General features: G+C 68.4%; 22 protein-coding genes. 16 read left to right on the top strand and 6 right to left on the bottom strand.

Annotated features, from left to right (window positions below):
* Window positions 1-44: 44 nt before the first annotated feature.
* The 5 genes from ruvC (at window position 45) to K3G64_RS22735 (ending at window position 3,801) form a co-directional block, all read left to right on the top strand.
* Window positions 45-632 carry a crossover junction endodeoxyribonuclease RuvC gene (ruvC, locus tag K3G64_RS22755; protein WP_238887472.1) on the top strand — a complete coding sequence of 196 codons (588 nt, stop codon included), beginning with the start codon at window positions 45-47 and terminating at the stop codon, window positions 630-632.
* Window positions 629-1,216, top strand: coding sequence for a Holliday junction branch migration protein RuvA (ruvA, locus tag K3G64_RS22750; RefSeq protein ID WP_238887470.1), 588 nt, complete (start codon window positions 629-631; stop codon window positions 1,214-1,216). Before ruvC ends, ruvA begins: the two co-directional genes overlap by 4 nt.
* Window positions 1,213-2,283, top strand: a complete 1,071-nt coding sequence (ruvB, locus tag K3G64_RS22745; RefSeq protein WP_238887468.1) for a Holliday junction branch migration DNA helicase RuvB — start codon at window positions 1,213-1,215, stop codon at window positions 2,281-2,283. Before ruvA ends, ruvB begins: the two co-directional genes overlap by 4 nt.
* A gap of 14 nt (window positions 2,284-2,297) precedes the next feature.
* A complete protein-coding gene (locus K3G64_RS22740) occupies window positions 2,298-2,936 on the top strand; it encodes a hypothetical protein (RefSeq protein ID WP_238887466.1) in 639 nt (212 codons plus the stop codon).
* A 124-nt stretch (window positions 2,937-3,060) separates the two neighbouring features.
* The gene (locus K3G64_RS22735) at window positions 3,061-3,801 is read left to right on the top strand and encodes a hypothetical protein (RefSeq protein ID WP_238887465.1); all 741 of its coding nucleotides are present in this window, start codon (window positions 3,061-3,063) and stop codon (window positions 3,799-3,801) included.
* A gap of 84 nt (window positions 3,802-3,885) precedes the next feature.
* Here K3G64_RS22735 and K3G64_RS22730 read toward each other — a convergent pair whose 3' ends face one another.
* Window positions 3,886-4,668, bottom strand: coding sequence for a class I SAM-dependent methyltransferase (locus K3G64_RS22730; protein WP_238887464.1), 783 nt, complete (start codon window positions 4,666-4,668; stop codon window positions 3,886-3,888).
* 114 nt (window positions 4,669-4,782) lie between these two features.
* Here K3G64_RS22730 and K3G64_RS22725 point away from each other — a divergent pair, with 114 nt between their 5' ends.
* Window positions 4,783-5,601, top strand: a complete 819-nt coding sequence (locus tag K3G64_RS22725; RefSeq protein WP_238887462.1) for a MerR family transcriptional regulator — start codon at window positions 4,783-4,785, stop codon at window positions 5,599-5,601.
* Window positions 5,598-6,371, top strand: coding sequence for an SDR family oxidoreductase (locus tag K3G64_RS22720; RefSeq protein WP_238887460.1), 774 nt, complete (start codon window positions 5,598-5,600; stop codon window positions 6,369-6,371). Before K3G64_RS22725 ends, K3G64_RS22720 begins: the two co-directional genes overlap by 4 nt.
* A gap of 35 nt (window positions 6,372-6,406) precedes the next feature.
* On the opposite strand, the gene K3G64_RS22715 is transcribed toward K3G64_RS22720, so the two are convergent.
* A complete protein-coding gene (locus tag K3G64_RS22715) occupies window positions 6,407-7,840 on the bottom strand; it encodes a gamma-aminobutyraldehyde dehydrogenase (protein ID WP_238950943.1) in 1,434 nt (477 codons plus the stop codon).
* 28 nt (window positions 7,841-7,868) lie between these two features.
* Window positions 7,869-9,209, bottom strand: coding sequence for a 4-aminobutyrate--2-oxoglutarate transaminase (gabT, locus tag K3G64_RS22710; protein ID WP_238887458.1), 1,341 nt, complete (start codon window positions 9,207-9,209; stop codon window positions 7,869-7,871).
* 274 nt (window positions 9,210-9,483) lie between these two features.
* On the opposite strand from gabT, the gene yajC reads away from it, so the two are divergent.
* From yajC to K3G64_RS22675, 7 genes are all read left to right on the top strand, one after another.
* Complete coding sequence (gene yajC / locus K3G64_RS22705) at window positions 9,484-9,819, top strand: preprotein translocase subunit YajC (RefSeq protein WP_238887450.1); 336 nt, start codon at window positions 9,484-9,486, stop codon at window positions 9,817-9,819.
* Window positions 9,820-9,898: 79 nt separating this feature from the next.
* Window positions 9,899-11,689: a protein translocase subunit SecD gene (gene secD / locus K3G64_RS22700; protein ID WP_238887449.1), complete on the top strand. Its 1,791-nt coding sequence runs from the start codon at window positions 9,899-9,901 to the stop codon at window positions 11,687-11,689.
* 1 nt (window position 11,690) lies between these two features.
* Window positions 11,691-12,941: a protein translocase subunit SecF gene (secF, locus tag K3G64_RS22695; protein ID WP_238887447.1), complete on the top strand. Its 1,251-nt coding sequence runs from the start codon at window positions 11,691-11,693 to the stop codon at window positions 12,939-12,941.
* Between the two features lie 7 nt (window positions 12,942-12,948).
* Window positions 12,949-14,637 (top strand): ABC transporter substrate-binding protein, encoded by a 1,689-nt coding sequence (locus K3G64_RS22690; protein ID WP_238950941.1) that lies wholly within the window; start codon window positions 12,949-12,951, stop codon window positions 14,635-14,637.
* The gene (locus tag K3G64_RS22685) at window positions 14,592-15,170 is read left to right on the top strand and encodes an adenine phosphoribosyltransferase (RefSeq protein ID WP_238887445.1); all 579 of its coding nucleotides are present in this window, start codon (window positions 14,592-14,594) and stop codon (window positions 15,168-15,170) included. Before K3G64_RS22690 ends, K3G64_RS22685 begins: the two co-directional genes overlap by 46 nt.
* Before the next feature lie 81 nt (window positions 15,171-15,251).
* Window positions 15,252-17,606, top strand: a complete 2,355-nt coding sequence (locus K3G64_RS22680) for a RelA/SpoT family protein (RefSeq protein ID WP_238887443.1) — start codon at window positions 15,252-15,254, stop codon at window positions 17,604-17,606.
* 81 nt (window positions 17,607-17,687) lie between these two features.
* A complete protein-coding gene (locus tag K3G64_RS22675) occupies window positions 17,688-17,981 on the top strand; it encodes a DUF4333 domain-containing protein (RefSeq protein ID WP_238887435.1) in 294 nt (97 codons plus the stop codon).
* A 9-nt stretch (window positions 17,982-17,990) separates the two neighbouring features.
* Here the strand turns inward: K3G64_RS22675 and K3G64_RS22670 are convergent, their stop codons facing one another.
* Together K3G64_RS22670 and K3G64_RS22665 are read right to left on the bottom strand one after the other, a co-directional pair.
* Window positions 17,991-19,013: a peptidylprolyl isomerase gene (locus tag K3G64_RS22670; protein ID WP_238887433.1), complete on the bottom strand. Its 1,023-nt coding sequence runs from the start codon at window positions 19,011-19,013 to the stop codon at window positions 17,991-17,993.
* A 5-nt stretch (window positions 19,014-19,018) separates the two neighbouring features.
* Window positions 19,019-19,888, bottom strand: a complete 870-nt coding sequence (locus tag K3G64_RS22665; protein ID WP_238887431.1) for a peptidylprolyl isomerase — start codon at window positions 19,886-19,888, stop codon at window positions 19,019-19,021.
* Window positions 19,889-19,995: 107 nt separating this feature from the next.
* Between K3G64_RS22665 and K3G64_RS22660 the strand changes: the two genes are divergently transcribed.
* Both K3G64_RS22660 and hisS read left to right on the top strand, forming a co-directional pair.
* Entirely contained in the window at window positions 19,996-20,670 is a 675-nt protein-coding gene (locus K3G64_RS22660) for an MBL fold metallo-hydrolase (RefSeq protein ID WP_238887429.1), read from the top strand.
* The gene (hisS, locus tag K3G64_RS22655; protein WP_238887428.1) at window positions 20,671-21,936 is read left to right on the top strand and encodes a histidine--tRNA ligase; all 1,266 of its coding nucleotides are present in this window, start codon (window positions 20,671-20,673) and stop codon (window positions 21,934-21,936) included.
* 140 nt (window positions 21,937-22,076) lie between these two features.
* Here the strand turns inward: hisS and K3G64_RS22650 are convergent, their stop codons facing one another.
* Window positions 22,077-22,607, bottom strand: coding sequence for a hypothetical protein (locus tag K3G64_RS22650; protein ID WP_238887426.1), 531 nt, complete (start codon window positions 22,605-22,607; stop codon window positions 22,077-22,079).
* Between the last annotated feature and the right edge of the window lie 49 nt (window positions 22,608-22,656).

The following is a 22,656-nucleotide window of genomic DNA, read 5'->3' as shown; positions in this document are numbered from 1 at the left end:
AGGCCGCTAAGCTCTCGAACAGGTGTTCACAGAAGGGTCCTGACGTGCGGGTGATGGGAGTCGACCCCGGATTGACGCGATGCGGCCTCTCCGTGATCGAGAGCGGCCGAGGCCGTCAGGTCATCGCGCTGGACGTCGACGTGGTGCGCACCCCCTCGGCCGATCCGCTGCACCGGCGGTTGTTGGCGATCAGCGAGACGGTCGAGTATTGGATGGACACCCACCGGCCCGACGTCATCGCGATCGAGCGGGTGTTCTCCCAGCAGAACGTCTCGACCGTCATGGGCACCGCGCAGGCCGGCGGCGTCATCGCGCTGGCCGCGGCCCGACGCGACATCGATGTGTTCTTCCACACGCCGAGCGAGGTCAAGGCCGCGGTCACCGGCAACGGCAACGCCGACAAGGCCCAAGTCACCGCGATGGTCACCAGAATCCTTGCGTTGCAGACCAAGCCGACGCCCGCCGACGCTGCCGACGCTCTGGCGCTGGCCATCTGTCACTGCTGGCGCGCGCCGATGATCGCACGGATGGCCGCGGCCGAAGCCCTGGCGGCCGAACAACAGCGCAAGTACAAGTCGACGCTGAAAGCCCAGCAGGCGACTGCGAAGGCGAAAGCGAGGGTGCAACGGTGATCGCAGCGGTGCGCGGTGAAGTCCTCCACATCGCACTCGACCACGTAGTGATCGAGGCGTCCGGGGTCGGCTACAAGGTCATGGCCACCCCTGCCACCCTGGCGACGCTGCGGCGCGGTGCCGAAGCGCGGCTGATCACCGCGATGATCGTGCGCGAGGACTCCATGACGCTGTACGGCTTCGCCGACGCCGACGCCCGCGATCTGTTCCTGACGCTGCTCGCGGTCAACGGCATCGGACCGAGCATCGCGCTGGGGGCGCTGGCGATGTACGACGGGCCGACGTTGCGCCAGGCGATCGGCGACGCTGACATCACCGCACTGACCCGCATCCCGAAAGTCGGCAGGAAGACCGCTGAGTTGATGGCATTGAGCCTCCGAGACAAGGTAGGGGTGGTCACCTCTTCGGGCGCTGTCGCGACGGCCGGCCATACCGTGCGTGGCCCGGTGGTCGAAGCGCTTGTCGGCCTCGGCTTCGCGGTCAAGCAGGCCGAGGAGGCCACCGACAAGGTGTTGGCCAACGAACCCGAGGCCACCCAGTCGACTGCGCTTCGGGCCGCACTGTCGATGCTGGGGAAGAAATGAGCCGGTTCACCGACCCCGACCTCCCCGAGGACGCCGACGGCCGCGAGGTGTCGCCGGCGCTGACCGTCGGTGAAGGCGACGTAGACGCCAGCCTTCGCCCGCGGTCGCTGCGCGAATTCATCGGTCAGCCGCGGGTGCGCGAACAACTGCAATTGGTGCTCGAAGGCGCCAAGAACCGCGGTGGCGCACCGGATCACATCCTGCTCTCGGGCCCGCCGGGGCTGGGCAAGACGTCGCTGGCCATGATCATCGCCGCCGAACTGGGTTCCTCGCTGCGGCTCACGTCGGGTCCGGCGCTGGAGCGGGCCGGTGACCTGGCGGCGATGCTGTCGAACCTCGTCGAGCACGACGTGTTGTTCATCGACGAGATTCACCGCATCGCGCGGCCCGCCGAAGAGATGCTGTACCTGGCGATGGAGGACTTCCGCGTCGACGTCGTCGTCGGCAAAGGTCCGGGGGCGACGTCGATCCCGCTGGAAGTGGCGCCGTTCACCCTCGTCGGCGCCACCACCCGTTCGGGGGCACTGACCGGCCCGCTGCGTGACCGGTTCGGGTTCACCGCGCACATGGACTTCTACGAACCCGCCGAACTGGAGCGGGTGCTGGCCCGGTCGGCGGGCATCCTCGGCATCGAGTTGGGCGCCGACGCTGGGGCCGAGATCGCGCGCCGGTCCCGCGGCACACCCCGCATCGCCAACCGCCTGCTGCGCCGCGTCCGCGACTATGCCGAGGTGCGCGCCGACGGCATCATCACCCGCGATGTCGCCAAGGCGGCGCTGGAGGTCTACGACGTCGACGAACTCGGGCTCGACCGGCTCGACCGCGCCGTGCTGTCGGCGCTCACCCGCAGTTTCGGCGGCGGACCCGTCGGTGTCTCCACGCTGGCCGTGGCGGTCGGGGAGGAGGCCACCACGGTCGAGGAGGTCTGCGAGCCGTTTCTGGTGCGCGCCGGGATGATCGCGAGGACTCCCCGCGGCCGAGTCGCCACCGCGTTGGCATGGACACATCTGGGTATGAGCCCGCCGAGCGGCGTCAGCGGTCTCGGGCAGGCCGGGTTGTTCGACTGAGGGAGGGCACCGGAATGGGAAGCGGCACCATCAGGCTCGGTGGACTGCTGGGAATCGCGTCGGCGGTGGCGATGATTCCCGCCTATCTGGTCGGCACGCCGGACGCGCCGCGAACGCCGGACGAGGTGGCGGCCTATTACGAGAGCGGATCGTCCTTCGTCACCGCCAACGGCGTGCTGCCGCTGTTACACGTCCTGTTCGGGCTGATGTTCCTCGGTGTCCTGGTGTCGATGTTGCGGAGCGCTTCGGGTCCCAACAGCGAGGTCTATGTGACGCTGGCCGGCGGAGTGGTCTTCCTCGCGCTCAGCGCAGCCGGCTTCGCCGCCGAGGTCGCCTATCCGGCGGCCCTCGTGCGCTTCGGCGACGTCGCCGTCACCGAGTTCGGCCAGCCACTGCTGGCACTCGCTGTCTGGCTGTACCACTACTGCCAGATCGGCGCGGCTGCAATGATTTTCGCCGCTTCGATCGCGATATGGCGCACCGGAGTGCTGCCCAAGTGGGCGGCCGGGGGAGCCGTCCTCGGCATCCTGCCGTTGCTGCACACCTGGCTCCCGTTGCCCGCCGCGTTGAGCAGCCTGCTCTGGGTCGGCTCGATCGGTCTGGTGATGCTGACGATCCCGCCGGTTGTCCGCGTCGAAAGTGTCGGCGCCTGATGGGATTCGCCGGGCCGTTCTTCGCCTGCGTGGGGTCGATGCTGAGTGCGGCCGTCCCCTTATTGACGGTTATGCAGGCACGGATCGGGGTACCCGTCGGCCATCGACTTAGAAGGAGTTGACGATGTCCGACACACGCGTTCACCCCCGCGGCGGCCGGTTGCAGATGCCGCGTAGCCGCGGTGCCATGAGCGGCTTTCTGCTGATTCTGCTTGGACTCTGGGGTGCCTTGATCCCCTTCGTGGGGCCGTACTTCAACTTCGCGTTCACGCCGGATGAGGCGTGGGCCTGGACGAGCGGGCGCGGTTGGCTGGAGGTGCTGCCCGGCCTCGTGACGGTCGTCGGCGGCCTGCTGCTGCTGACGTCGCGCAACCGCGCGACGGCGATGCTGGGCGGCTGGCTGGCGGTCGCCGGCGGCGCGTGGTTCGTCATCGGTCGGGCGATGGCCGGTCCGTTGGGCATCGGTGACGCGGGCACTCCGGTCGCGGCGACCGAGACCAAGCAGGTCTGGCTGGAACTGACGTACTTCTACGGGCTCGGCGCGCTGATCGTGTTCTTCGGCGCTGCTGCGCTGGGTCGGCTGTCGATCCGCAGCGTTCGCGACATCCACTGGGCCGAGCAATCGGCTGCCGCACCGGCCGCGGCTGATGCGCCGGCGGGCGCCGCACCGGCCGCCACGACGGAGTCCGAGACGGACTCCACTACGGGATCCTCCACTACGGGGCCCAACCACACCGCCTCGGGAACGGGCGACCAGCGCACCGACGTGATCGGTCCGACCGCCGAGGCGCAGGGCCGCAAGAAGAGCTGGAAGGACATCTTCAGGTCGCGCGGCGACCGTCACAACAAGTTCGCGCATCGGTAGCGAGCAACGCCGGACGTCACCGGCGAGCAGACGCGAAGTGCCCCGACACGCTCCGTGTTCGGGGCACTTTGCGGCTGCTGGCGCTCAGCGACGCTGTGCGGTGATGATCGCGTAGGGCGCTTCGAACGCCACCTGTCCGTCGCCGCTCGAGCGAGCGGTCAGGGCCGCCTCGAACGCAGCTACCAAGTCGGCGCGTCTGTCACCTGCGCGGCTCAGCGCGGCAACATGAATCGGCGACTCCTCGACGAGAAAGCGCACCCCAGCGGCCACCGATTCGTACCGCCAGATGTGCGTACCGGCGGTGATGTCGATGTCGGTGAAGTCGGCGCTCAGCCGCGCCGTCGCGGTCGCCGCCCGGCCCCACTCATCGGCCGAGAAGCCAGGACTCGGTGTGGGTGGTCCCAGCACGGCCTCGATCGGGTCGATGAGCGGATTGTCGCCGCTGCGGACCCACGTCGAGAATCCCAGTGCACCACCAGGTCTGAGTAGTCGCGCCAACTCGGTCACCTGACGGTGCGGCTCCACGAAGATGATCCCCATATTCGATATCACCGCGTCAACCGAACCCGTGGCCAACCCGGTGTCCGCGGCGTCGGCGACCCGCCACTCGATTGGTGTTCCGTCCGCCTGCGCCTTCTGAGCGGCCAGCCCGATCAGGTCGGCCGTCACGTCGACACCGATCACCCGTGCCCCGCGGTGTGCTGCGGCGAGGGCCGCCGAGCCGGTACCGCAGGCCAGATCGGCGAGTACGGCGCCCTTCAGTGGGTGGCGGCGGTCGACTGCGGCGACCACGCGCTGGGCGATTCCGGCGATCCTGGAGGCGACGGCCTCGTAATGACCTCCTGCCCAGATTGTTTCGGTGGACACCGGCCCATCGTATGCTTTATCGACCGCCGATGCCGTGTCGGTACCCGCTGCAGAAGAGTCGACTCGGCGGTCCTGTGTTGACCCTCCTGCAGGGGGAGACCTCAGACTGAGCCCATGAGCACTGCACTACCTATCGGCGACTTCTCCCGGATGACGCAGTTGTCGGTCAAGACGCTGCGCCACTACCACGAGGTGGGGCTCCTTGCGCCCCACCGCGTCGATCCGGCCAGCGGATACCGCTACTACACGCCCGACCAGGTACCGACCGCGCAGGTGGTGCGACGATTACGTGAACTCGGCATGCCGATCGCGGATGTGCGTGCGGTGCTGACGTCGGCGCCGGCCGAGCGCAACGCATTGATCGGCGGGCATCTGGAACGGCTTGAGCACCAGCTCGCGGCGACCCGCAGCGCCGTCGAGTCGCTGCGGGCCATCCTCGAGCGGCCCGCCCAGGGCATGCGCATCGAGCACCGCAGTGTCGGTGCGACGGCGGCCGCCGCGATCACCGCAGACGTCGACCGCGAGCACCTTCTGTCCTGGTGGCAAGGCGCGATGGGCGAGGTGCGGGCGTCCGTGGCCGCCAACGAGAAGCTGACCTCGAGGGGGGTGCCCGGCGCCTTGTTCGAGTACGAAATTTTCGCTGAAGATCGTGGCAACGCAACGGTTTTCATACCCGTCGACGGGGCCGTGCGGCCGGTCGGCCGGGTGCAGCCAGCGACCATACCGGCGGCCGAGCTCGCGGTCATCGCCCACCGCGGACCGCATGACGACGTCGATCTCGCCTACAGCGCGCTCGGGGAACACGCGACTCGACACGAGATCAGCATCGAAGGATCGCTGCGCGAGTACTACGAGACCTTCTCGTGGGACGTCGACGATTCCGTGCAATGGCGTACCGCCCTGTGCTGGCCGATTTTCCGAGCGGACGCATGAGCGCGCTGCACGGTCGGCGCGCGGTCGTCACGGGCGGCACTCAAGGCGCAGGCGCCGCGATCGTCGAACGCCTGAGAGCGGCGGGCGCCCATGTGACGGCGGTGGCCCGCCGACGACCCGATGGCGCCGACCTGGCCGCCGATGACTTCGTCGCCGCCGATCTCACCTCGGTCGTGGACATCGCCAGGGTGGCCACCCATGTTGCCGACCGAGGCGGCGCGCGGATCGTGGTGCACACCGCGGGCGCGTCGGGCGCCCCGCCGGGCGGCTTCGCGGCGCTGACGGATCAGCACTGGGCCGATGAGATGAATCTCAACCTACTGGCTGCCGTGCGCCTGGACCGTGCGCTGCTGCCGATGATGGTCGAGGCCGGTCGTGGCACGGTCGTTCACGTCGGGTCCATCCAGAGTCGCATGCCGCTCTATGACAGCACCCTGGGCTATGCCGCCGCCAAGGCCGCGCTGCGGGCGTACAGCAAGGGTCTCGCCAATGAGGTTGCGCCGAAAGGTGTCCGGGTCAACACGGTGTCGCCGGGCTTCATCCAGACCGGTGCCGCCGATGGGCTCATCGACAGGATCGCCGCAGGCATGGGCGGCGGCCGGGAAGCCGCACTCGAGTCGTTGATGAATGCGCTGGGCGGTATCCCATTGGGCCGTCCGGCCCAGCCTGCCGAGGTCGCGGAGGTGGTCGGATTCCTGGTGTCCGACGCGGCGTCGTCGATCGTCGGCGCCGACGTGGTCGTCGACGGCGGCACGATTCCGACGGTCTAGGGGTGCGCCTGTGCCACCCGCCGGTGCACGCGCGGTCAGCCCGTGTAGGCCATCACGTGCTTGACGCGGGTGTAGTCCTCGAAACCGTACATCGACAAGTCCTTCCCGTGGCCCGAGGACTTGAATCCGCCGTGCGGCATCTCGGCCACCAGGGGGATGTGGGTGTTGATCCACACACATCCGAAATCCAGTGCGGCCGAGACACGCAGCGCCCGCGACACATCCTTGGTCCACACCGACGACGCCAACCCGTACTCGGTCCCGTTGGCCCAGGCGATGGCCTCGTCCTCGTCGCCGAACGACTGCACGGTGATGACCGGACCGAAGATCTCCTGCTGAATCAGCCGGTCGTCCTGGCGCAGTCCGCCGATCACGGTCGGTTCGACGTAGAAACCCTTGTCGCCTTGCCGTCCTCCGCCCACGGCGACCGTCGCATGGGACGGCACATCGCCGAGGAACCCGAGCACTCGGTCCAACTGCGCGGCGTTGTTCACCGGGGGCACCCAGGCGTCCTCGTCATCGACCGGCTTGCCGTACGTCGTCGTCGCGCCCCGCGCCTGCTCGGCCAGGGCCTCGGTCAAGTCGGACGCGACCCTGGCCGTGGCCAGTACGCGGGTGGCCGCGGTGCAGTCCTGACCGGCGTTGAAGTAACCCGCGGTGGCGATGCCCTCGGCCGCGGCGGCGATGTCGCTGTCGTCGAACACTATGACCGGGGCCTTGCCGCCCAGCTCGAGATGCGTGCGTTTGAGGTGGCCGCCCGCGCTGACGGCGACCGCGCGGCCCGCGGCGACCGAACCCGTTATCGACACCATCGCCGGCGTCGGATGTGCGACGACAGCGGCGCCGGTTTCCCGGTCACCGCAGACGACGTTGAGCACGCCGGGCGGGAAGTGCCGTGCCGCGATCTCGGCGAGCATCACGGTGGTGACCGGGGTGGTGTCGCTGGGCTTGATGACGACGGTGTTGCCGGCCGCGACGGCGGGGACGAATTTCCAGATCGCCATCATCATCGGGTAGTTCCACGGCGCGACCTGACCGACGACGCCGACCGGTTCGCGCCGGATCCACGAGGTGTGGTTCTCCATGTACTCGCCGGCAGACTTGCCCTCCAGCATCCGCGCCGCCCCGGCGAAGAACCGGATCTGATCGACCATCGGCGGGATCTCCTCGGCCATGGTCACGTGATTCGGCTTGCCCGTGTTGCGGCCCTCGGCTTCCACGAGCGCCTGCGCGTTGCGCTCGACGTCGTCGGCGAAGTCCAGCAGTGCCTTCTGCCGCGCCGAGGGCGTGGTGCGCTTCCAACCTGTGAACGCCTTGGCGGCAGCGGCATAGGCGTTGTCGACGTCGGCCTCGGTGGAGACCGGTGCGGTGGCGTACCGCTCACCTGTCGCCGGGTCGATGAGTGGCATCGTCGCACCGCCGACCGAGTCGACGAGTTCGCCGCCGATGAAGTTTTGCACTGTGGACATCTGGCTGGTCATCCGATCTTTCTTTTTTTCACAGGTTTTCGAGCACCGAAGCGAGCACGTCGAGACCCTCGACGAGAAGGTCGTCGCTGATCGCGAGCGGCGGCAGGAAGCGCAGGACGTTGCCGAACGTCCCGCAGGACAACACGATCACTCCGGCGGCGTGGCATCCGGCGCACAACGCTTTGACCAGAGCGGGATCCGGCTCGAGCGAGCCGGCGTGCACCAATTCCATCGCCATCATGGCGCCGCGGCCGCGTACGTCGCCGATGCGCCCGTCCTCGGCCTGCAGCCGCCCCAGCCGGTCCTTCATCAGCGTCTCGATCTGACGGGCCCGCTCGACGAGGTTCTCCGACTCGATCGTCTCGATCGTCGCCAGCGCCGCCGCGCAGGCGAGCGGATTGCCGCCGTACGTCCCGCCGAGCCCGCTGACGTGCGGGGCATCCATGATCTCGGCGCGACCCGTCACCGCGGACAGCGGCAGTCCGTCGGCGATGCCCTTGGCGGTGACGATCAGGTCGGGCTCGATGCCCTCGTGCTCAGAGGCGAACATCGCGCCAGTACGCGCGAACCCGGTCTGCACCTCGTCGGCGATGAACACCACATTGTTGTCCCGGCACCAGTCCTGCAGTGCGGGTAGGAAGCCGTCGGCGGGCACGATGAAGCCGCCCTCGCCCTGGATCGGCTCGATGATCACCGCGGCCAGGTTGTCCGCGCCGACCTGCTTGTCGATCACGGTGATCGCTCGCCTGGCGGCCAGCGCGCCGTCGGTCGCCATCTCCTTGCCGAACTCGGCGTCGCGAAACGGGTACGACAGCGGCGCGCGGTAGACCTCGGGCGCGAACGGACCGAACCCGTGCTTGTACGGCATCACCTTGGCGGTCAGGGCCATCGTGAGGTTGGTGCGCCCGTGGTAGGCGTGATCGAACGACACGACGGCCGTCTTGCGGGTGTAGGAGCGCGCGATCTTGACCGCGTTCTCGACCGCCTCTGAACCCGAGTTGAACAGTGCCGAGCGTTTCTGGTGGGCACCAGGAGTGAGCCGATTGAGCGCTTCGGCGACGGCGACGTAGCCCTCGTAGGGCGTGATCATGAAACAGGTGTGGGTGAAGTCGGCCACCTGGCGTCGCACCGCGTCGACCACCCGCGGCGACGAGTTCCCGATCGTCGTCACGGCGATTCCCGAGCCGAGGTCGATCAACCGGTTGCCGTCGACGTCCTCGACGATGCCGCCGAACGCGCGAGCCGCGTAGACCGGCATGGTGGTGCCGACACCCCGCGATACGGCGCCGGCTTTCCGGTCGATCAGGCGCTGCGAGTGGGGACCTGGGATCGGGGTGGCAAGGTGGCGGCTCTGCTCGAGGGGGCTCACGGTTCATCTCCTGGCGATCGTGTCGCTGTGAGCCTAACGGTGAATGCACCGAATCGGTGGGCATCACCGGCAGGGTGAGACGAGATGCTTGCCCACCGAGCTGTCATGCGACGGAATTCGTCGCAGAAGTCGCGGCGTGGCTGCGCTGCGGTGCGCCCACGGCGACGGGAGGGGATCCGCGGCACGCCGCAATGGCACACTGGTCACTTACGAGGCGCGTGGTCCGCAGGCCAGATGCGCCGGAATACACGACGAAACGAAAGACAGTATCGCCATGGACTTGGTCGTCTTCCTTCCGCTGCTCATCGTGCTGGGCGCGTTCATGTTCTTCGCGTCGCGGCGCCAGAAGAAAGCCATGCAGGCCACCATCGACCTGCACAATTCGCTCCAGATCGGCGACCGCATCCACACCACCTCGGGGCTGGAGGGCACGATCGTGGGAATCAGCGACGACGACGTCGAGCTGGAGATCGCGCCGGGGGTCGTCACCACCTGGATGAAGCTCGCTGTTCGGGACCGCATCACCGAGGACGACGACCTCGACGAGGTCGAGCCGGAGTCGACCGCGACCGAGCTCACCGACCGCCCGAACACAAAGACCGACGGCTGAGTCCGCGGGCCAAGGACACAGAAAGAGCACGTACTCTTTGCGGTGCTGACGAACTGATCTCGAGGAGACCTGAATAAACGTGGCATCGTCTTCGACGCCGGTGCACCCTGCCCGCTACCTGGCGCTTTACCTGGTGCTGCTGATCGGTGCCTACTGCCTGGTCTTCCTGACCGGCACTAAGGAAGCCGAGCCGAAGCTGGGAATCGACCTGCAGGGCGGCACCCGGGTGACCCTGACCGCGCGCACGCCGGACGGGTCCCCGCCTACCCGCGACGCGCTCAACCAGGCCCAGCAGATCATCACCGATCGGGTGAACGGCCTCGGTGTGTCCGGGTCCGAGGTGATCATCGACGGGAACAACCTGGTCATCACGGTGCCCGGCAGCGACAGCAGCGACGCCCGCAGCCTCGGCCAGACCGCGCGGCTCTACATCCGGCCGGTCATCCACGTGATCCCGGGCGAAGGGCAGGCGCAGCAACCCGAGATCGAGGGCCCCGCCGGGGCGCCGCCGGGTGGGCCCGGCCAACAGCCCGGCCCGCCGCCGATCGCCCCGGCCGAGCCGGGTGCTCCGCTGCCCGGCGGCCAGCCCGCCCCACCGGCGGGAACGCAGCCTCCGGCCGGTCAACGACCGCCGGCCACCCCGGCGCCGCAGCCTCGTCCATACCCCCAGGAGCCCCCGGCGCAGCCGGCCCCTGAGCCGACGCCCACGCCCGGTGCCCCGTCGCCACCGAGGACGACCGCGCCGCAGAACCCGCAGGACATCCCGCTGCAGCAGCGGATCGCCGACGAGAAGCAGTTGCGCCAGAGCACCGACCAGCAGATCCAGATCCTGGCGCTGCAGTTCCAGGCGACCCGGTGCGACGAGGAAGATGTGCTCGCCGGCAATGACGACCCGAACCTCCCGCTGATCACCTGCGGTGAGGACGGCAACGTCTATCTGCTCGACAAGGCGATCATCAACGGTGAGCAGATCGAGGACGCCACGTCCGGGCTCGACCAGCAACGCGGCGAGTACGTCGTCGACGTGCAGTTCAAGAGCGATGCGTCGGAGACCTGGGCGGATTTCACCGCAGCCAACGTCGGCACCCAGACCGCGTTCGTGCTCGACTCCACGGTGGTGAGCGCACCCGAGATCCAGGAAGCCATCCCCGGCGGACGCACCCAGATCACCGGTCAGTTCACCCAGGCGACGGCCCGTGAGCTGGCCAACGTTCTGAAATACGGCTCGCTGCCACTGTCGTTCGAGTCATCCGAGGCCGAAACCGTCTCCGCCACACTGGGATTGTCCTCGCTGCGGGCGGGACTGATCGCCGGTGCGGTCGGCTTGGCGCTGGTGTTGGCTTACTCTCTGCTCTACTACCGGATACTGGGGGTGTTGACCGCGTTGTCGCTGGTGGCCTCCGGCGCAATGGTTTACGCGCTCCTCGTGCTGCTCGGCAGATGGATCAACTACACGTTGGACCTGGCCGGTATCGCGGGCCTCATCATCGGTATCGGTATGACGGCCGACTCCTTCGTGGTGTTCTTCGAGCGCATCAAAGACGAGATCCGGGAAGGGCGTTCGTTCCGCTCGGCGGTGCCACGCGGTTGGGCCCGGGCGCGCAAGACCATCGTGTCCGGTAACGCCGTGACACTGCTGGCCGCGGTGGTGCTCTACGCGCTGGCCATCGGCCAGGTGAAGGGCTTCGCGTTCACGCTGGGTTTGACGACTGTCCTCGACGTGGTCGTGGTGTTCCTGGTGACCTGGCCGCTGGTCTACCTGGCGTCGAAGTCGACGCTGCTGGCCAAGCCGGCGCTCAACGGCCTGGGCGCGGTCCAGCAGATCGCCAGGGAACGGCGAGCGGCCGCGCATGCGATGGGACGGAACTGACATGGCCGCCAAGCAGCCTCCCGAAGACCAGCAGACCAGCGGGGTGGAGGCGCCTGACCTGGAAGCCGCCACGCCTCGGCACGGTTTCTTCGTCCGGCTCTACACCGGCACCGGCGCGTTCGAGGTCATCGGCAAACGCAACCTGTGGTACGCGGTCAGCGGTCTCATCGTCGCTGCAGCGCTGGCCAGCATTCTGTTGCGCGGCTTCACCTTCGGCATCGACTTCGAAGGTGGCACCAAGGTCTCGATGCCGGCCAACACCCAGTCCGGCACGGTTACCCCGAGCCAGGTGGAGACTGTCTTCAGCGAAGCGCTGGAGATGGCGCCGCAGACGGTGGTGATCGTCGGCAGCGGGGACTCGGCGACCGTGCAGATCCGGTCGGAGACCCTGGACAACCCGCAGATCGAGGAATTGCGCACCGCGCTGTTCGAGGAGTTCCAACCTAGGGGCGCCGGCGGTGAGCCGAGCAGACAGGCGATCAGCGACTCGGCGGTGTCGGAGACCTGGGGCGGCCAGATCACCCAGAAGGCGCTGATCGCGCTGGTGGTGTTCCTGGTGTTGGCGGCGCTCTACATCGCCGTGCGCTACGAGCGTTACATGGCGATCGCGGCCCTGACCACCCTGGTCTTCGACCTGGTGGTCACGGCGGGGGTGTATGCGCTGGTCGGGTTCGAGGTGACGCCGGCCACGGTGATCGGCCTGCTCACCATTCTCGGCTTCTCCCTCTACGACACGGTCATCGTGTTCGACAAGGTCGAGGAGAACACCCAGGGGTTCGAACACACCACCCGCCGCACCTTCGCCGAACAGGCGAACCTGGCCGTCAACCAGACGTTCATGCGCTCGATCAACACCAGCCTCATATCGGTGCTGCCGATCCTGGCGCTGATGGTCATCGCGGTGTGGCTGCTGGGTGTCGGCACACTGATGGACCTCGCGCTGGTCCAGCTGGTCGGCGTCATCGTCGGAACCTACTCGTCGATCTTCTTCGCGACACCACTGCTGGTGTCGCTGCGCGAGCGCACCCAGCTGGTCCGGTCGCACACCCGAAAGGTGATGAACCGTCGCAAGGGCGCCGCCGCGAAGGCGGCCGACACCGCGCCGGAGGTCGAGCAGGAACCCGTTGGTGCCGTCGCACGGGCCGAATCGGCGCCGCCGCCGGACAAGCCCGCACCGGGCGCGCGGCCGGTGCGGCCCACCGCGACCCGGACCGGGCGACCGTCGGGTAAGCGCGACACGCGGCGGCGGTAGCGCGATGATGCCCCGCATTGCGCGCGCGAGGAGCAGAAGGGCAGCTGCCCGGCGCGGCGGCGTGCTGGTGACCGTCCTGGCCTTCGTCGCGGCGGCCGGGTCGGCATGCACCGCCAGCCCCGCCGACAGCATCGACTATGCCGTCGACGGCGCGTTGAGCACGTACAACACGAACACGGTCGTCGGCGCCGCATCGGGTGGACCGCAGGCGTTCGCCAGGGTGCTGACCGGGTTCAACTATCACGGACCCGACGGCCAGATCGTCGCCGACCTCGACTTCGGCACCATCTCCGTGGTGGGCCGGGCGCCCCTCGTCCTGGACTACGAGATCAAGCCCAACGCCGTCTACTCCGACGGTAAGCCGATCACCTGTGACGACATGGTGCTCAGTTGGGCGTCGCAGTCCGGCCGTTTCCCGGTGTTCGACGCCGCCAGCCGCGCCGGCTACAGCGACATCGCGACCGTGGACTGCACCCCGGGTCAGAAGAAGGCACGGGTGTCGTTCGCGCCCGACCGCGCATTCACCGACTTCGGCCAGCTGTTCGCCGCGACCTCGATGATGCCGTCACACGTCATCGCCGACGAGCTCGGTCTCGGTGACGGCGCGGTCACAAGAGCGATCCTCGACAACGACGGCGCAGCGGTCGAGCGCATCGCCCGCGTGTGGAACAACGGCTGGGAGCTCAAGCCCGGCATGGGCGGCGGGGATCTCAAGAAGTTCCCGTCCTCAGGGCCCTACAAGCTGGACTCTGTGACCGACGACGGCGCCGTGGTCCTGGTGGCCAACGACAAGTGGTGGGGCGCGCCGCCGGTCACCGACCGGGTAACGGTGTGGCCGCGCGGCGCCGACATCCAGGACCGCATCAATCAGGGTGCCTACGACGTCGTCGACATCGCCACCGGCTCCTCGGGCACCCTCAACGTGCCCGATGACTGGGTGCGCTCCGACACCCCGTCGGCCGGCGTCGAGCAGCTGATCTTCGCGCCGGAGGGCCCGCTGGCAGGCCCGCCCGCGCGCCGGGCACTGGCTCACTGCACACCCCGTGACACCATCGCCCGCAACGCCGAGGTGCCGATCGCCAACTCCCGGCTGAATCCGGCCGCCGAGGACGCCTACTCCGCGGCCGAAGGGGCTGCGGAGGCCGGCCAGTTCGTCGCCGCCAACCCCGACGCCGCGCGCGCCGCCCTGGACGCGAGGCCATTGACGGTGCGGATCGGCTACCAGAGCCCCAACCCCCGGCTGGCGGCGACCGTGGGTGCGATCGCCAAGGCCTGCGCGCCGGCCGGGATCACGGTGCAGGACGCCGCATCCGAGACCGTCGGACCGCTGGCCCTGCGCAACAGCGAGATCGACGTGTTGATCGCCGGCACCGGCGGAGCCACGGGAAGCGGGTCCACCGGCTCGTCGGCGATGGACGCCTACGAGCTGCACACCGGCAACGGCAACAACCTGCCCCGCTACTCCAACCCGCAGGTCGACGGAATCATCGCCGCGATGGCCGTCGCCTCCGATCCCAAGGAGATGGCGCGGCTGGTCGGCGAGGGCGGTCCGATCCTGTGGGCGGACATGCCCACGCTGCCGCTGTACCGTCAGCAGCGGACACTGCTGACGTCGAAGAACATCTACGCGGTGGACAGCAATCCGACTCGATGGGGCGCGGGATGGAACATGGACCGCTGGGTGCTGGAGCGGTGAGCGCAGGCGATTCCGACATCTCGGCGCTGATCGCGTCGATGATGCGGGAAGTGCCCGACTTCCCCGAACCGGGCATCCAGTTCAAGGACCTCACCCCGCTGCTGGCCGACGCGCGCGCACTGGCCGCCGTCACCGATGCGCTCGCCGAGTCGGCCGCCGGCGCCGAGCTGGTGGCCGGTATCGACGCGCGCGGCTTCCTGCTCGGAGCCGCGGTGGCCTTGCGGCTTGGCACGGGCGTGCTGGCGGTGCGCAAGGGCGGCAAGCTGCCCCCACCGGTGCACCGGGAGAGCTACGCCCTGGAATACGGCACGGCGACGCTGGAGATCCCGGCGGACGGCATAGATCTGCGAGGGCGCAGGATCCTGATCATCGACGACGTGCTCGCCACCGGCGGCACCGCGACCGCGGCGGTCAAGCTCCTCGAGCAGACCGGCGCGTCGGTGACCGGGGCGGCCGTGCTGCTCGAGCTCACGGCGCTGGGCGGGCGCGCTGTGCTCGAACCGCTGCCGGTCACCTCACTGCACCGGGTCTGAACGATATCCTCGAAGAATCGGCCACCGGTTCGGACCGCAGGCCGGTGAGCGCTGGGCCGACAGGCAGGAGTGGAGGTGACCATGGCTGACGAACCCGGCACGGGCCAGGCCGTGCAGTCGCCGCCCACCGCTGCGCAGTCACCGGAGACCCAGCCGCTGGAGACCCCGAAGGCTTCGGCGAGCGCATCGCGACGGGTGCGCGCGCGGTTGGCCCGCCGCATGACTTCACAGCGCAGCGCCATCAACCCCGTCCTGGAACCGCTGGTCGCCGTCCACCGGGAGTTCTACCCGAAGGCCAACCTGCAGTTGCTGCAGCGTGCCTACGAGGTGGCCGAGGAGCGTCACGCCGACCAGTTGCGCCGCTCCGGCGACCCTTACATCACGCACCCGTTGGCGGTTGCCAACATCCTGGCCGAACTCGGCATGGACACCACCACGCTGATCGCGGCGCTGCTGCACGACACCGTCGAGGACACCGGCTACACGCTGGAGGCGTTGACCGAGGAGTTCGGCACCGAGGTCGGTCATCTGGTCGACGGCGTCACCAAGCTCGACAAGGTCGCGCTGGGCACCGCCGCCGAAGGCGAGACCATCCGCAAGATGATCATCGCGATGGCCCGTGACCCGCGAGTGTTGGTGATCAAGGTCGCCGACCGGTTGCACAACATGCGCACCATCCGGTTCCTCGCGCCCGAGAAGCAGGCCCGCAAGGCTCGTGAGACGCTGGAAGTCATTGCGCCGCTTGCCCATCGGCTCGGCATGGCCACCGTCAAGTGGGAGCTGGAGGATCTGTCCTTCGCGATCCTGCACCCCAAGAAGTACGACGAGATCGTGCGCCTGGTCGCCGACCGCGCGCCGTCGCGCGACACCTACCTGGCCAAGGTGCGCGCCGAGATCACGGCCACGCTCACCGCCGCCAAGATCAACGCGGTCGTCGAGGGCAGGCCCAAGCACTACTGGTCGATCTACCAGAAGATGATCGTCAAGGGCCGTGACTTCGACGACATCCACGACCTCGTCGGCGTGCGCATCCTGTGCGAGGAGATCCGGGACTGCTACGCCGCCGTCGGTGTGGTCCACTCGTTGTGGCGACCGATGGCAGGCCGGTTCAAGGACTACATCGCCCAGCCACGCTACGGCGTCTACCAGTCGCTGCACACCACGGTGGTGGGGCCGGAAGGCAAGCCGCTGGAGGTGCAGATCCGCACCCGCGATATGCACCGCACCGCCGAGTACGGCATCGCCGCACATTGGCGCTACAAGGAGGCGAAGGGCCGCAACGGAGTTCCGCACCAGCACACGGCCGCCGAGATCGACGACATGGCGTGGATGCGCCAGCTACTCGACTGGCAGCGGGAGGCCGCCGATCCGGGCGAGTTCCTCGAGTCGCTGCGTTACGACCTCGCGGTGCAGGAGATCTTCGTGTTCACGCCGAAGGGCGATGTCATCACCCTGCCCAACGGGTCCACACCGGTCGACTTCGCGTACGCGGTCCACACCGAGGTGGGGCACCGCTGCATCGGCGCCCGCGTGAACGGTCGACTGGTCGCGTTGGAGCGCAAGCTCGAGAACGGCGAAGTGGTCGAGGTTTTCACCTCCAAGGCGCTCAACGCCGGCCCGTCGCGGGACTGGCAGGGCTTCGTGGTGTCTCCGCGCGCCAAGGCCAAGATCCGTCAGTGGTTCGCCAAGGAACGCCGCGAGGAGGCCCTCGAGGCGGGCAAGGACGCCATCGCCCGCGAGGTCCGTCGCGGCGGACTCCCGTTGCAGCGCTTGATGAACGCCGAGTCGATGGGCACGCTCGCGCGCGACCTGCGCTATGTCGACGTGTCGGCGCTCTATACCGCGGTGGGGGAGGGCCACGTCTCTGCGCGCCACGTGGTGCAGCGACTGGTGACCCAAGTCGGCGGCGATGAGGAGGCCGCCGACGAACTCGCCGAGCGTTCCACGCCCGCGACCATGTCGGTCCGCCAGCGCACCAGCGACGATGTCGGGGTGTCGGTGCCCGGCGCACCAGGCGTGCTGACGAAGCTGGCCAAGTGCTGCACCCCGGTCCCCGGCGACAACATCATGGGATTCGTCACCCGCGGCGGCGGTGTCAGCGTGCACCGCACCGACTGCACGAACGCCGCGTCGTTGCAGCAACAGTCGGAACGCATCATCGAGGTGGCCTGGGCGCCGTCGCCGTCGTCGGTGTTCCTGGTGGCTATCCAGGTGGAGGCCCTCGATCGGCATCGGCTGCTGTCGGACGTCACCAGGGTGCTTGCCGACGAGAAGGTGAACATCCTGTCGGCGTCGGTGACCACGTCCAACGACCGCGTGGCGATCAGCCGGTTCACCTTCGAGATGGGCGATCCCAAGCACCTGGGCCACGTGCTCAACGTGGTGCGCAATGTGGAGGGCGTCTACGACGTGTACCGGGTCACCTCCGCCGCCTGAGGCCGGGCGTCGGCGCGCGAGGCGGTCGCCGAGATGAAATTTGGCCGCGTCAATTTTTGCCGTATCTGCGATACTTCGACAATGCGTGCCCCGTCGGCTGTTCTTGCCGCCTCGGTCGCGATGGTCGTCGCCGGCTGCGGTTCCACCATCACGGCCGAAGGCGCGGCGAAGTCGGTCAGCGACCTGGTCGCCGAGCAGACGGGTTTCACGCCCACCGACGTCAAGTGCCCGGACGGGGTGAAAGCCGAGGCAGGCACCACGTTCGAGTGCACGTTCACCGGGCCCGAGGGCGTCGAGTACACCGCGAACATGCGCGTCACCAAGGTCGAAGGCGACGACGTCGAGTTCTACATCGAGACAGCACCCACTGAATAGCGGGTGTCCTCAGTCGAGCCGCACCGATTCGATCCGAACATCGGCCGCCGGTTTGCCGTCCTCGCTGCCGTCGGCCACCCCCTCGGCCGCGATCTTGTCCAGAGTGGCCAATCCGGTCCGGTCGATCGTGCCGAACACCGTGTAGGTCGGCGGCAACTCCGAGTCCTCGTAGACGAGGAAGAACTGGCTGCCGTTGGTGCCCGGACCGGTGTTCGCCATCGCCAGCGTGCCGCGCGGGTAGCGCACGGGGGTCCGCATCGCCGGATCGCTCAGCCGGTACTGATTAGTCGGGTACTCGTTGGGGAATCGGTAGCCCGGTCCGCCGGTGCCCGAACCGGTCGGATCGCCGCACTGCAGCACCGCGAGGTCGCCGGTGGTGAGCCGGTGACAGGGCGTGCCGTCGAAGAAGCCCTGCTGCGCCAGGCTGGCGAAATTGTTGACCGTGCACGGCGCTTTGGCGTTGTCGAGTTGGACGCCGATGTTGCCCTGGTTGGTTTTGATGCCGGCGCCGACGGTCTCGGGGTCGGTCGGTACCCGCCCCGTGCGCGGCGGCGTAGCGGGCTTGCTCGGCGGTTCGGAGGTGGACGGGTACTGGCAGTTCGAGCCGAGAGTGGGCGGCGGCTCGAAGTCGGGCAGTTCGGCGAGAGCGGGGTTCGGGGTCGCCGTGACGCCCGGCTCGGGCGTCATCGCGTCGAACCTCTCCAGATCCCGCGCGAGCGTAGTCACCAACACGATGCTGACCACGATGATCACGACAGTGAGCGCCGTCACCAGGTAGCCGACGATCAGCCCCGCGATCGCCAGTCCGCGGCCCTCCTCACCGGTCTTCTTGATCTGCGACAGCGAGATGTGGCCGAACACGATGCCCAGTGGCGCGAACAGGAACGCGCACACCAGCGCAAGAATGGCCATCGTGTTGGTCGGCCGCGGCGGCGGATAGCCGTAGCCTGCGAATCCCGGCGGGTAGCCGTGGCCCGGTGGCGGATATGCACCCGGGGGCGGGTAGGCGCCGTACGGCGACGGGGTGGTCACCCTGCTCAGTCCAGCAGGATCGACTTGATGTTGACCGGCGTCGCAGGAGCACCGTCCTGCCCGCCGCCGGCGACCCCGGCCGACGCGATCTTGTCCAGCGTCGCCAGGCCGGTCTCGTCGATCGTGCCGAAGACCGTGTAGCCCGGCGGCAACATCGAGTCCCCGTAGACCAGGAAGAACTGGCTGCCATTCGTATTGGGGCCGGCGTTGGCCATGGCCAGGGTGCCGCGCGGGTAGCGCACCGGTTCCAGCCGTTGCGGGTCATCGGGCTGGTACTGGTTGGTCGGGTACTCGTTGGCGAACGAGTAGCCCGGTCCGCCGGTGCCCTTGCCGCTCGGATCACCGCATTGGAGCACTTTCAGCGACTCCGCGGTGGTCAGCCGGTGGCACGGGGTGTTGTCGAAGAAGCCCTGCTGCGCGAGGCTGGCGAAGCTGTTCACCGTGCACGGCGCCTTGCCGTTGTCCAGGAGCAGTCCGATGTTGCCTCGGTCGGTCGCCATGCTGGCGCTGACCTGCGCGGGATCGGTCGGCACCTTGCCCGTGCGCGGCGGCTCGACGTCCTTGCTCGCCTTCTCGGCCGACGCCGGGTACTGGCAGTCCTCGCCGAGGCCGGCGGGCGCGGCGAAGGCGGGCAACTCGCCGGGCGCTGACGGCGCCGCGGAGGTGGTCGACGTGTCGGTGGCGGCCATGTCCTGGCTGTCGGAGTCCTTGTTCATGACGACGACGGTCGCGACGGCGGCGACCACCACGGCGGCGCCGGCCACCGAGCCGATGATCGCCCACAGGCGACGTCTGCGTTCCTTGGCGGCACGTCGCTCCAGTTGCCGTTCGAGTTTGCGCTTCGCTGTCGCGCGCCGCTGTTCGTTGGTCGGCACCGCCGGTGTCCTCCTGGCTGATGTGGATCGGTCGGCAACGAGTGTGCCAGGCGTTGCTGAGTGTGGCCTTACGCCCCACGCCGAGGCGGGGTGGGAGACTGGACGCCGTGTTCATCACCGGCTTCCCGGCCGGCATGTTGGCGTGCAACTGCTACGTGCTGGCTCCCCACCCAGGCGCCGACGCGATCGTCGTCGACCCGGGGCAGCGGGCGATGTCGCCGCTTCGCCGGATCCTCGACGAGAACCACCTGACCCCCTCGGCGGTGCTGCTCACCCATGGGCACATCGACCACATCTCGTCGGCGCAGAAGGTGGCCGACATGTACGGATGCCCGGCCTTCATCCATCCGGAGGACCGCGTCATGCTCACCGACCCGATCAAGGACTTCGGGCCGGGACTTGCGACGGGTCTGGCCCAGTTCGCGTTGAAGGCGATGTTCCGCGAGCCTCGGCAGGTCGTCGAGCTGGACCGCGACGGGGACAAGATCGAGCTGGGCGGCATCACCGTGACCGTCGACCACACGCCCGGCCACACCCGGGGTTCGGTGGTGTTCCGTGTGGTGCGGGGGCCCGACGAGTTGGCTTTCACGGGCGATACCCTGTTCCGGCAGTCCGTGGGCCGCACCGACCTGCCGGGTGGCAGCGGCCGCGACCTGCTCGGCTCGATCGTCAACAAACTGTTGGTGCTCGACGACGACACCGTGGTACTACCGGGGCACGGCCCCAAGTCCACGATCGGATTCGAGCGCCGCCACAATCCGTTTCTCGAAGGCTTGAGCTAAGTGAGTGAGTTTCAGGCGCCCAAGGGCGTCCCGGACTACCTGCCGCCCGACTCGGCGCAGTTCGTCGGTGTCCGTGACGGCCTGCTCGACACCGCCCGCAGGGCGGGGTACGGCGACATCGAGCTGCCGATCTTCGAGGACACCGCGCTGTTCGCCCGCGGCGTTGGCGAGTCCACCGACGTCGTCTCCAAGGAGATGTACACCTTCGCCGACCGCGGCGACCGGTCGGTGACGCTGCGGCCGGAGGGCACCGCAGGCGTGATGCGCGCCGTCATCGAGCACGGACTCGACCGCGGCCCGCTGCCGGTGAAGCTCTGCTACGCCGGACCGTTCTTCCGTTACGAACGTCCGCAGGCCGGCCGCTACCGCCAGCTACAGCAAGTCGGTGTAGAGGCAATCGGTGTCGACGACCCCGCACTGGACGCCGAGGTGATCGCGATCGCCGACGCCGGGTTCCGGTCCCTGGGGCTCGACGGCTTTCGGTTGGAGATCACGTCTCTGGGCGATGACACCTGCCGGTCGCAGTACCGGGAACTGTTGCAGCAATTCCTGTTCAAGCTCGACCTCGACGAGGAGACCCGCAGGCGCGCCGAGATCAACCCGCTGCGGGTGCTCGACGACAAACGCCCCGCCATCCGGGAACTGACCGCTGACGCGCCGGTGATGCTCGACCACCTGTCCGATGTCGCCAAGCAGCATTTCGACAGCGTGCTGGCGCATCTGGACGCCCTCGACGTGCCCTACGTCATCAACCCGCGCATGGTGCGCGGTCTGGACTACTACACCAAGACTACGTTCGAGTTCGTGCACGACGGACTCGGTGCGCAGAGCGGCATCGGCGGTGGTGGCCGCTACGACGGGCTGATGCGCCAGCTCGGCGGGAAAGACCTGTCGGGCATCGGTTTCGGACTCGGCGTGGACCGGACCGTGCTGGCGCTCAAGGCCGAGGGCAGAGAGGTCGGCGGCAGGGCCCGCGTCGACGTGTTCGGGGTGCCGCTGGGAGAGCAGGCCAAGCTGAAGCTGTCGGTGCTGGGCGCACGGTTGCGCGCCGCCGGTGTGCGTGTCGACCTGGCTTACGGTGACCGCGGTGTCAAGGGCGCGATGCGCGCCGCGGACCGGTCGGGCGCCGCGCTGGCGCTGGTGGCAGGCGACCGCGATATCGAGGCGGGCACGATCGGGGTGAAGAGCCTCGCGACCGGCGAGCAGACCGACGTCCCGGTCGACGACGTGCTCACCGAGGTACTCGCCCGACTCAACCGCGGCTGACCACATTCGGCCGAGCGTGCGTGTCTGCTGCGCGACACGCCGCGAAATTGCGACAGGGCTGCACGCTCGCGGCCCGTCGAGCGTGCGTCGACTGCGGCGGTGCCACCTCGTTGATCGCACTCACTTGGAAAGGTGACGCGTCAGTGCACGCCCTGGGCGACGGCGTTGAGCAGCTCGTCGACCTTGCCCACTCCACCGTCGAACGGGTTGCCGCGCTTGAGAACTTTCGTATCGCCAGGGGTGACGGCCACCAGCTTCGGTGAGCTGGAACCGATTTGGAACCTGCGGGCGAACTGCACCTGATCCAGCTGGACGAGCCCGCCCCCGCCGTAACTGAACAGGTTCAGCTTTCGGTCGAGCACCGCGACGGACCGGCATGTGTGCAGCGGTTGGCGGCGACGCCGGCGAAACTTGCGCACGGCGACGGCGAGCAGAACCGCCAACACCGCTGCCGCCGCAGTGAAGATCGCGCCGAGGCCGCGCGACGGCGTGCCGCCGATGAGTGCGACCAGACCGAATCCGCCGACGACCAGGGTCAGCACGCCCAGCACGAACGTCATCACAACCAGGCCTCCGGTGCGGCGGTCGAAGACGTTGACCCGTCGCCCGTCATCGGTGACCACCAGACCACCCGTGTCGGCGAGAACGCGGGGCTCGGCTGAAGATTCCACGCCATGCAGCGTGCCACCTCGCCGGTCGCGGGCGTGCGCAAACTGTCGA

This window comes from Mycobacterium sp. IDR2000157661, assembly GCF_022317005.1.
Classification (GTDB): domain Bacteria; phylum Actinomycetota; class Actinomycetes; order Mycobacteriales; family Mycobacteriaceae; genus Mycobacterium.
The sequence above is the reverse complement of the archived record's forward strand: the minus strand, read 5'-3'. Positions and strand labels throughout refer to the sequence as shown.

Bases quoted from the DNA above. Each gene is read 5' to 3' on its own strand.
- K3G64_RS22725 (WP_238887462.1), top strand. From the start codon at position 4,783: ATGAGCACTGCACTACCTATCGGCGACTTCTCCCGGATGACGCAGTTG.
- ruvB (WP_238887468.1), top strand. From the start codon at position 1,213: ATGAGCCGGTTCACCGACCCCGACCTCCCCGAGGACGCCGACGGCCGC.
- K3G64_RS22720 (WP_238887460.1), top strand. From the start codon at position 5,598: ATGAGCGCGCTGCACGGTCGGCGCGCGGTCGTCACGGGCGGCACTCAA.
- K3G64_RS22675 (WP_238887435.1), top strand. From the start codon at position 17,688: ATGCGTGCCCCGTCGGCTGTTCTTGCCGCCTCGGTCGCGATGGTCGTC.
- secF (WP_238887447.1), top strand. From the start codon at position 11,691: ATGGCCGCCAAGCAGCCTCCCGAAGACCAGCAGACCAGCGGGGTGGAG.
- K3G64_RS22680 (WP_238887443.1), top strand. From the start codon at position 15,252: ATGGCTGACGAACCCGGCACGGGCCAGGCCGTGCAGTCGCCGCCCACC.
- K3G64_RS22715 (WP_238950943.1), bottom strand. From the start codon at position 7,840: ATGTCCACAGTGCAAAACTTCATCGGCGGCGAACTCGTCGACTCGGTC.
- K3G64_RS22735 (WP_238887465.1), top strand. From the start codon at position 3,061: ATGTCCGACACACGCGTTCACCCCCGCGGCGGCCGGTTGCAGATGCCG.
- K3G64_RS22690 (WP_238950941.1), top strand. From the start codon at position 12,949: ATGCCCCGCATTGCGCGCGCGAGGAGCAGAAGGGCAGCTGCCCGGCGC.
- K3G64_RS22740 (WP_238887466.1), top strand. From the start codon at position 2,298: ATGGGAAGCGGCACCATCAGGCTCGGTGGACTGCTGGGAATCGCGTCG.
- yajC (WP_238887450.1), top strand. From the start codon at position 9,484: ATGGACTTGGTCGTCTTCCTTCCGCTGCTCATCGTGCTGGGCGCGTTC.
- K3G64_RS22685 (WP_238887445.1), top strand. From the start codon at position 14,592: ATGGGGCGCGGGATGGAACATGGACCGCTGGGTGCTGGAGCGGTGAGC.